The sequence below is a fragment of the Pseudoalteromonas sp. P1-26 genome (assembly GCF_001401795.1).
Lineage (GTDB): Bacteria > Pseudomonadota > Gammaproteobacteria > Enterobacterales > Alteromonadaceae > Pseudoalteromonas.
Window position 1 is genome coordinate 20,875 of sequence record NZ_LKDX01000009.1, and the last position, 8,664, is coordinate 29,538.

The following is an 8,664-nucleotide window of genomic DNA, read 5'->3' on the forward strand; positions in this document are numbered from 1 at the left end:
TTTAATAAGCAAAAAGGTAATAAAATCCGCCACAGCCAGCAAATAAAAATAAACAACACCAAAAATAAAAGCGCACTGGTTCTTGGTGCTTATAAATGGTGCTAATGCTCCCTGTATAACTTCGGCTACCTACACGAATTTTATTCGTTAATAACCCCAACACCCCATAACCAACAAACAATAGGGATGCAATAAAGATAAATGCATTCTGAAAGCTAGCCATTGATAACCCAGTTTATTAGTCGTGAAAATTGGTCAGCTATCAATTTTTAACTTATTTATTATTCTCGGTAAAGTCGGATGCCGAGAGCTCGCCTGTGTCTAGCATAAGTATTTTGTTATTTAAGGTGGGTGTCTAGTTACTTTTAAAGTTAAAGTGGATGTCCATTTAAAGTGGGTGTCCATTTATGGTGGTCTAGCTATGGTTGTGAATAAAGTGGGTGTCTATTTAATGATTAACCTATCTGCTTGTGTGCTAACCTATTGCTGCTGATTTAATACTTGAAGGGCTAAGATGCGTAGAAAAGTACTTTACTTATTGATTGCAATATTCAGTGGTACCTTAAGCGCCAATGAAAATACATACTATCAGCATGAGTCTAATGTAGCTTTTCACGTTGCCGTTGAAAGTTTATCTGATGCTGTTTTAGCAATTGAAGGACAAAATGGATTGATATTTAACTAAAGATGGATTTTTGGGGAAATAGGCACACCAATCGCAGATATTTGTGAAGGGCAACATCACCCGATTTAGAGCTCGGGTGTGATTCTGTTTCAAGCCCGACTGTTGAATCTCATTACGACTTTCCACAAAACAGTCAGGTTGCTCTTTATTTTAGACCTAAGCTAATTGTGAATGGATTCAAATTGATTGAAGCAAGTGTTAAAAACAATAATGTAACACTATTACTATTTGAAGATGACAATACAAAAGAGCTGTTCTTTGTAAGGAAACATCAACTTATCGATATTATTGTGAAAAAACTCGCTAAAAAAGGATTTAAACAGAAAAGAGACCGTCTTGAAGCTGATGCCATTGCCCCTAATAAAGGCTAGGGTTGAAATCAGTATCATTTAGAACCCTGAAGATTACGAGCAAATACTAGTCAGGGTTCTATACTCTGAAGCTTACTTTTTCAGACTTAGTGTGCCTGTGCGTTTAGTACTGCTACGCTTAGTTTGATTTGGTTTTGATGAGTGTGGATTGCCAGCTTTTGATCTTGATTGACCTTGCTTGGCATCATTGCGTGCTTTTTTCACGTATTTAGAAAAGTCGCGCTTTTTTTCTTCTTCATTACGTGGCTTTTGCTTAGCACGAGCTTGCGTTGGCTGTTTGTTTTCATCAATTGAACGCTCTTGTGTTTTACCTGAGTCGGCAATTGAGTTATTGATCTCAGCCATTTCTTGTTCGGTTAAGTGACGCCACTGCCCTACTTTTAAACCCTTTAGGGTCACGTTCATAATTCGTGTGCGCTTTAAAGTCACCACTTCATAGCCTAAATATTCGCACATACGACGTATTTGGCGGTTTAAGCCTTGTGTTAGTACAATGGTAAATTGCTGTGGGCCAGTTTGCTTGACCTTACACTTTTTAGTAACAGTATCGAGGATAGGAATACCGTTTGCCATCTTATTCACGAACTGGCGATTAAGTGGCTTATCAACGGTCACTACGTATTCTTTTTCATGATTATTACCAGCGCGAAGAATTTTATTAACGATGTCGCCTTCGTTAGTTAAGAAAATTAAGCCTTCTGAAGGTCTATCTAAGCGTCCGATTGGGAAAATACGTTCTGGGTAATTAACTGCTTTAACAATATTGCTTTGGATTTTTCGCTCAGTCGTACAAGTAATACCAACTGGTTTGTTATAGGCAATATAAACCAGCTTAGGCTTTGCTTTTAAAGGTTTGCCATCTATAAGTACATCATCGGCGTCACTAACTTTTACGCCCATTTCTGGCAAGTTGCCGTTAACAGTAACACGACCTTCTTCAATATATTTATCTGCCTCACGGCGTGAACAAAAACCTGTTTCACTGATAAATTTATTTAATCGCTTTAACTCTGTCATGGCACACTTCTGTCTGGATTTTAAAGCCGCTAGTTTATACCAGAAGCCTTTACCAAGCTAGGTAGAATCTAGGCTCTTTCACTGCACTTTTAGTGTAGTGCTGCGTTTTTGGGCTTTTCGCTCAATAAACTATGTAGTGTATCAAAATCGAAAGCGTACTCAGTGCTTTTGCTGTTTTGCAGTAAGAAGGTTTCAAAAGGGATAACCGACCAGTCTTTGATGTTTCTTAGCCAGCTGTAACTTTGAATATTGTGCTTTGTGATCACCCCAAGCTGAAACTTAATCGCATCGTGATTTTGCCAATAAGGGTTACCATTATGATGATCGATAACGCTAATTAGTGCCCACGCTCCCATCATAAAATGCCCGCCAACACTGGCTGTGAGTTTTTGTTGTTCTATTAAGTCTAAATTATCATCAAGCCAATCAATGCCACCAATGAAATAGGCTTTATCTTTTTTACCTTTTACTGCTTCTAGGGCACCTTGCGCCATCAAATCAGACGCACACCAAATCACATTCGTATCTGGGTATCGTTGTAATAATCGGCTCACTTTATTCTCGGCTTCTTGCTTATTCCAACTGGCATACACAACTTGCTCAAGCTCAACATCTTGTTTTCGTAAATAATGAACAAGGCCGTCACTACGGGTGTCAGATTCAGTGCCATAATGGCCATTGATAGCGACAAAGTGAGGCGTTTGCTTTGTATTTATTGCCTCATCAAGTAAGGCTTTGCCAAGTTGTTCACCCGCTTTGAAGTTATCGTGAAATACTTCACCTAACCAATACTTAAAGCGCTGACGGGGTTTACCGACTTCGTCTCGCTCTACGCCAACAATCGTTTCTTCGAGAGTGATAAAATTTACTTTGTGTTGTTCAAGCAAGCTCATTGACTGCTCTGCGCCACCTGGGTAATTGATTAAAATTGCGTAATCAGGTTTAGGGTTATATTGCAGGTATTGTTTTAGTTCGGCTAATTGAATGTGGCGATTTCCACCACCATAAATTGTTGTGAGGGAAACATTATTTTGCTTGGCAGCAACCTGCATCACATCAGTCACTTTTTGCCAAAATACATCGCTTTTAACAGAGGGATTAACTAACAGCACAGAGAATTGCTCGCCAGCATAAAGTGGTGAACAGCAAAGCAATGTAAAAACCAACAAGCAAACTCGCATTACCACTCCGCTTTGTTTTTCTTTGATTGTAGTATACGAGGAATTATCTAGACAATTTCCGCCAAATTAATTCACACGGACCATGTGTAAAGTACTGACTATACACTTTACAAAAAAACAATTGAAAAACAAGCACAACAGCAATAACCAACCAATAATCTATGCGATCAAAATTAAGTGCTGCGCTTGGGTATGCGACTTTAAAAAACAGGATAAAAATCACTGTTTGCAGTAGATATAGCGTTAATGACATGCGTCCAGCTTGCTGTAGCAGTAACCAGTTACTGGGGGAATTTTTAACTATTTTCACAATGATGTGGCAATAACAAATGGCCATAGCTAAAGCAGCAAGCCAATTAATCGGTTCAGCAATCGCGTACATGAATACACTTTGGTCAGGCTCTATCATCAACCTTAGAGCCGTAAAACTTATCGCTGCAGCAGTAATCAACTTAAGCTGAGAGTGTGTTAAACCTTTAACAAATACCCCTTGTTTATATAAATAAACGCCCACCAGCATTAACCCTGCAGCCATCCACATAGTGGTAAGCGGCACAGCAATAAGCATTATTATAAAAATCAGAAAGTTACTGACGAATCCTGCAAAATAAGAAGAGTAAGCTCCGTCATACGCCATTAAAAAACTCTCAGAGCTTCTCGTTACAGGGCTAAACTCTGGCTCTATAAAGGAGAGTAAAAATGAAATGAAGGCACCAAGAAGTAAAAACAGCATGCCCATACGCAGTATTTTTTCGTCATCTTGCTGACTAAATTTAAGCGTTAACCAGCCTGCACAAGCATAAATAAACAAAATATCGCCAGCCCAAAATAAAAAACCATGGGCAAGGCCTATACATGCCAAAACTTTTAGCCGCTTATGTTGCTTCTCGACGCTTTGCCAAAGTTGCCATTGAATAACTAAAGACGCACCGAATAACAGGCAAAAAAGGCTTCTAAAACGCCCATCAATAAACACTGTATTTATGGTGTGAATGAGTGAATCTGAAAATGGTGGCGTAGCACTTGGGGTATAGTCATACTCAAACACAGCAAAGGTGTAGATGTTCATAAACATCAAGCCGAGTACCGCAATACCCCGTAAAACATCCATATTTATATTGCGCATAAATCCCTTATAGGTTTTGCCTGCAGCTATCGCTCCAATTTACCGCATTTTCGTATATCTTGGGAAGGTCAGCACTTTCAATACTTAAATAGGCAACAGCCTGTTCAAGTGCCCACCAACTGCCAGTTTCGTAAGCTTTGACAGTTTCTAGTATGTAATAGAGGATATTTTTTTCTTGCATGAGAGCAGCATGAATTTCGTCAGGAAACGGCAATCGATCCAATAGCTTTTCCATTGGCTGATCTAATATGGCATCGAGCAACGAAAACAGTCCCGTTAAAAATGCCTCACCTGTTTGTTGCTTAGCAACACGCTGCGCTATTAATTCGCAAAAGCGCGCTCTAACAACACAAAGCCGAGTAAGCTCGGCTGGTTTTGACTGGGCACTGTGGGCAGTAATAATTAGGCTAACAAACTTTTTCAGTCGTTCATGGCCTAAATATACAAGCGCTTGTTTTAGAGAGCCAATTTTGCTTTTAATAGGAAACACGCCGCTATTAATTAAGCGCAGCAATTTATAAGCAAGTGCGGTATCTAACGAGAACAAGCCCGCAATTTCACTTATATTTGGATCTGGGCGCATGACTTCAGCATAAATTGATAATACCAGCGCGTAGTTGTAATCAATATCGCGATGCTGAATCATTTTGGGTTTAGCAAAGAAATAACCTTGAAAGAAATCAAAGCCCATTTTATAGGCTTTGTCGTAATCATCGGCTGTTTCAAGCTTTTCTGCCAAAAGCTTTATTTTTTTATGTTTTTTAAGCTTATTTACAACAGGGGCAATTTCTTCAAAGGGTGTTTGTTGAACATCAAACTTGATAAGACGAATAAGTTTTAAAAAGCGATCCCACTCAGGTTGGTAGACAAAATCATCCAGTGCCAACTTGTAGTTGTTGTGAAAAAGCTCGCGACAATATTCGTAATTTTCGTCGGTAGGTTCCATAGTTTCGAGTAACTCAATCACCACATCTTGAGTTGGCAAAAACGCGCAAAGGTCCAGCTTCAAAGACTCTGGACCTATGTTAATTAATGCTTTTTTGCCCGACGTAATATGACGGGTACCTAAATTGAGCTGGTTTTCCATAATGAGTCGAGCCGTTGCCGTACTCTCTGACACATCAGGAAAACTATTTTTTAAACTATCTCTAAATAGTAGCTCATAGGCGACAACTTGTTGACGACGATTAAAGACCGCTTGCCTAGCAACAAATACAGCCACTTTACCTACTTTTTATATTTTATCTCACACTAAGTAATTAATAGCTGAAATTGACAAAAAAGTCACTTAATTACCATGAATCACGCATTTTTTATTGATATAAGCCTGATAAATAGCCTTCTGCAACAGATTGCCACGTAAAACGGGCATTTTCAGCCTGTTCACATATTGCACACCATTGTTCTGGTTGTGATTTTTTAAGCTCAAGCGCATCGCTAAAACTAGTAACAAGTTCGTAGCTTTGTGATGCTAAACTCTCACCTTGGAAACTAAAACCACTCACATGATGCTCTACCGTATCACGCAAACCGCCAACACCGTGGACTAAACATGGCTGACCTGCTCGCATTGCTAACATCTGACTGATACCACATGGCTCAAACGAACTTGGCATTAAAAATAAATCGCCTAAGTGATACATATATTCGCCAACAAAATGTGCGTACCCTTTTAAAAATAGCAGGTTTTCTTGGCGAGCCATAACCGATGTCATAATTTGCTCAAGTTCAGCATCCCCTGAGCCTAAAATAATCATATAGCCGTTATGTTGTTTTAAGCGCTGACACAACTCATCTAACACCAGTCCTTTATCAAAAGGCTGGCGAAGTAACAGTGCTTTTTGGTCCGTTAAACGGCCCACACTGGTTACTAATGGCCCAGAAAACGGCTGAGTTTTAAATTTAAGTAAGCGTTGATGCGCTATGTAATAGCTTGAATCTAAAACCGGACTTTTTGCCATCCATTGAAATAATGCATTTTCGGCATGTTGATAAAGGCTCGCTAAACTAATGTCCTCAAGCTTCATTCCAGGGTATTCGCAACCATTAAGAATGCCCACTACGCGGCCTTGTTCATAAGCAGCTTGTAGGTCAGCTTCAAGCCCCTCACCACCAAAGAAGCCTTTTTCTGCATCACTAGGGCGCAATACTTCTTGGCAATACGTTGGCGAAACGAGGTGTACTTTATCAACCAGATTAATTGCTGTACGCATTGGATTAAAGCAATCAAAATAACGCGGATCGCATAATCGTTCGCCGTTATAACCTAAGCTTGGGAACCACGCTTCTAGGCTTGAGCTATCGCCTTTAAAAGGACGTATCCCTTGCAATGCAAGGTTATGTACTGTGTAAGCTAAAAATAAGTGCGATAGTTTCTTATAACGGCTGTCTGTTTTTAGTAATAGAGCAACACAGGCACTGTGCCAGTCATGTAAATGCACAACATCCGGCGTGCGGATAAGCCCTTGTAATAAGGCCTCGCAAACTGCAGCGTTGAAAAGAGCAAACTTACTTGCATCGGTTGCAAATGGGCGGCCTGGTTCATCATTACAATAAACAGCACCATTATGGCGGCTAAATTCCCAATGAGATATAAGTAGTTGCGTTACACCTTCATCACTTTGAGCGAGCTTCCACACATCCAGTTTTTGCATTTGACCTGCAAATGGCACATGTACTACACCTATGTGATGACGCTCTAAATAATCAAAGCCATAATCAGGGATCACCACATCAACAGTAAGGCCTTTTTCTACTAACGCTTTAGGACAATCTCTAACAACATCCGCTACACCACCGACTTTTGCATTCGGTAATGCATCATTCTCTGCAGCTACCATCAATACATGCATGCTTTGCAGTACTCCATAAAACTGTTATACCAATCAGCAATAATACTTAATTAAGCGAATTGGTATTATTCAAATATAAATAAGGGAGGGACATGCCCTCCCTTTTTCATTTAACGCGATTGCTTAAGCAAGTCGTTTATTATCTTGTTCTTGTTGTTTTAACTTTTTTGCAAGTTCATTCAACATATCACGAGTTACCAACACAATCCCTTTTTTCGAGACTCTAAAGCCATTTTCTTTGTCAGCTTTGTGATCGTAGCCAATTTCTAGACCTGCTGGGATCTCACAATTACGGTCAATAATAGCACGCCTAATTCGGCAATTTCGCTGTATTTTCGCACCAGGTAAAATCACAGACTCTTCAATTTCACAGAATGAGTGAACATATACATTCGAGAACAGCAGTGACTTTTTAACTTTAGAGCCAGAAATAATACAGCCACCCGAAACTGTTGAATCAACAGCCATTCCACGTCTGTCATCATCATCAAAAATAAACTTAGCAGGTGGTAACTGCTCCTGATAAGTCCAGATTGGCCATTTTGGATCATAAAGGTCAAGCTGAGGCTCTGGCATTACCAGCTCCATGTTAGCTTCCCAGAATGAATCAAGCGTACCCACATCGCGCCAGTATGGTTGACCATCTGTGTTAGAGTCTCTAAACGGATATGCAAACACGTTATGCTCTTCGATGATAGCTGGGATGATATCGTGACCGAAATCACGGCCTGAGCCTTCCGTTTCTGCGTCTTTTTTCAATTGTTCAAATAAGAACTCAGTATTGAAAATATAGTTACCCATTGATGCTAAGCAGGTTCCTGGTTTACCCGGTACAGACGTTGGCTCAGCAGGCTTTTCATCAAAACGACGGACACGATTACTTTCATCAACCGTCATTACACCAAATGTATCTGCAGCTTCTTCGCAAGGTACTTCAATACAACAAACCGTCATATCAGCACCTGTCTCAACATGTTTTGCCAACAAACCGCCGTAGTCCATACAATATACGTGGTCACCAGAGAGGATCATGACATACTTAGGCAGTTCATGACGGATGATATCCATATTTTGGAATACTGCATCAGCTGTACCGCAATACCACTCGTCACCATATCGCTGAGATGCAGGTAAAATCTCTACAGATTCACCCAATTCTTTCTTAAAGTGACCCCATGCACGGTTTACGTGACGAATTAACGAGTGCGACTTATATTGAGTAGCAATACCAACTCGACGAATACCTGAATTAATACAATTCGACAATGGAAAGTCGATTATTCGGTGTTTACCACCAAAATAGACAGCTGGTTTAGCACGCCAGTCTGTTAATTCATGTAAACGTGAGCCACGTCCACCGGCAAGAATTAGGGCATACGTTTCTCTGGTTAAACTACTTATGTATCGGTTTGCATAACTTGGCATAACTCTC

General features: G+C 40.0%; 9 protein-coding genes. 2 read left to right on the forward strand and 7 right to left on the reverse strand.

Translation table 11 applies throughout. The annotated features are described in order from the left end of the window. Window position 1: 1 nt before the first annotated feature. Window positions 2-223, reverse strand: a complete 222-nt coding sequence (locus AN394_RS06775; protein ID WP_054562372.1) for a hypothetical protein — start codon at window positions 221-223, stop codon at window positions 2-4. Between the two features lie 291 nt (window positions 224-514). On the opposite strand from AN394_RS06775, the gene AN394_RS22030 reads away from it, so the two are divergent. Together AN394_RS22030 and AN394_RS06780 are read left to right on the forward strand one after the other, a co-directional pair. Continuing rightward, window positions 515-685: a hypothetical protein gene (locus AN394_RS22030; RefSeq protein ID WP_161805751.1), complete on the forward strand. Its 171-nt coding sequence runs from the start codon at window positions 515-517 to the stop codon at window positions 683-685. A gap of 182 nt (window positions 686-867) precedes the next feature. Beyond that, complete coding sequence (locus tag AN394_RS06780; protein ID WP_055021072.1) at window positions 868-1,056, forward strand: hypothetical protein; 189 nt, start codon at window positions 868-870, stop codon at window positions 1,054-1,056. 72 nt (window positions 1,057-1,128) lie between these two features. Here the strand turns inward: AN394_RS06780 and rluF are convergent, their stop codons facing one another. From rluF to glgC, 6 genes are all read right to left on the reverse strand, one after another. Further along, window positions 1,129-2,073, reverse strand: a complete 945-nt coding sequence (gene rluF, locus AN394_RS06785; protein WP_055021073.1) for a 23S rRNA pseudouridine(2604) synthase RluF — start codon at window positions 2,071-2,073, stop codon at window positions 1,129-1,131. 89 nt (window positions 2,074-2,162) lie between these two features. Continuing rightward, complete coding sequence (locus AN394_RS06790; RefSeq protein WP_054562377.1) at window positions 2,163-3,254, reverse strand: ABC transporter substrate-binding protein; 1,092 nt, start codon at window positions 3,252-3,254, stop codon at window positions 2,163-2,165. Window positions 3,255-3,297: 43 nt separating this feature from the next. Next, window positions 3,298-4,380 (reverse strand): DUF418 domain-containing protein, encoded by a 1,083-nt coding sequence (locus tag AN394_RS06795; protein ID WP_082422953.1) that lies wholly within the window; start codon window positions 4,378-4,380, stop codon window positions 3,298-3,300. A gap of 7 nt (window positions 4,381-4,387) precedes the next feature. Further along, window positions 4,388-5,602 (reverse strand): EAL and HDOD domain-containing protein, encoded by a 1,215-nt coding sequence (locus tag AN394_RS06800; protein WP_054562379.1) that lies wholly within the window; start codon window positions 5,600-5,602, stop codon window positions 4,388-4,390. Between the two features lie 91 nt (window positions 5,603-5,693). Further along, window positions 5,694-7,232, reverse strand: a complete 1,539-nt coding sequence (locus AN394_RS06805) for a glycogen synthase (protein ID WP_054562380.1) — start codon at window positions 7,230-7,232, stop codon at window positions 5,694-5,696. Between the two features lie 123 nt (window positions 7,233-7,355). Further along, window positions 7,356-8,657, reverse strand: a complete 1,302-nt coding sequence (gene glgC, locus AN394_RS06810; protein ID WP_054562381.1) for a glucose-1-phosphate adenylyltransferase — start codon at window positions 8,655-8,657, stop codon at window positions 7,356-7,358. Window positions 8,658-8,664: the final 7 nt, after the last annotated feature.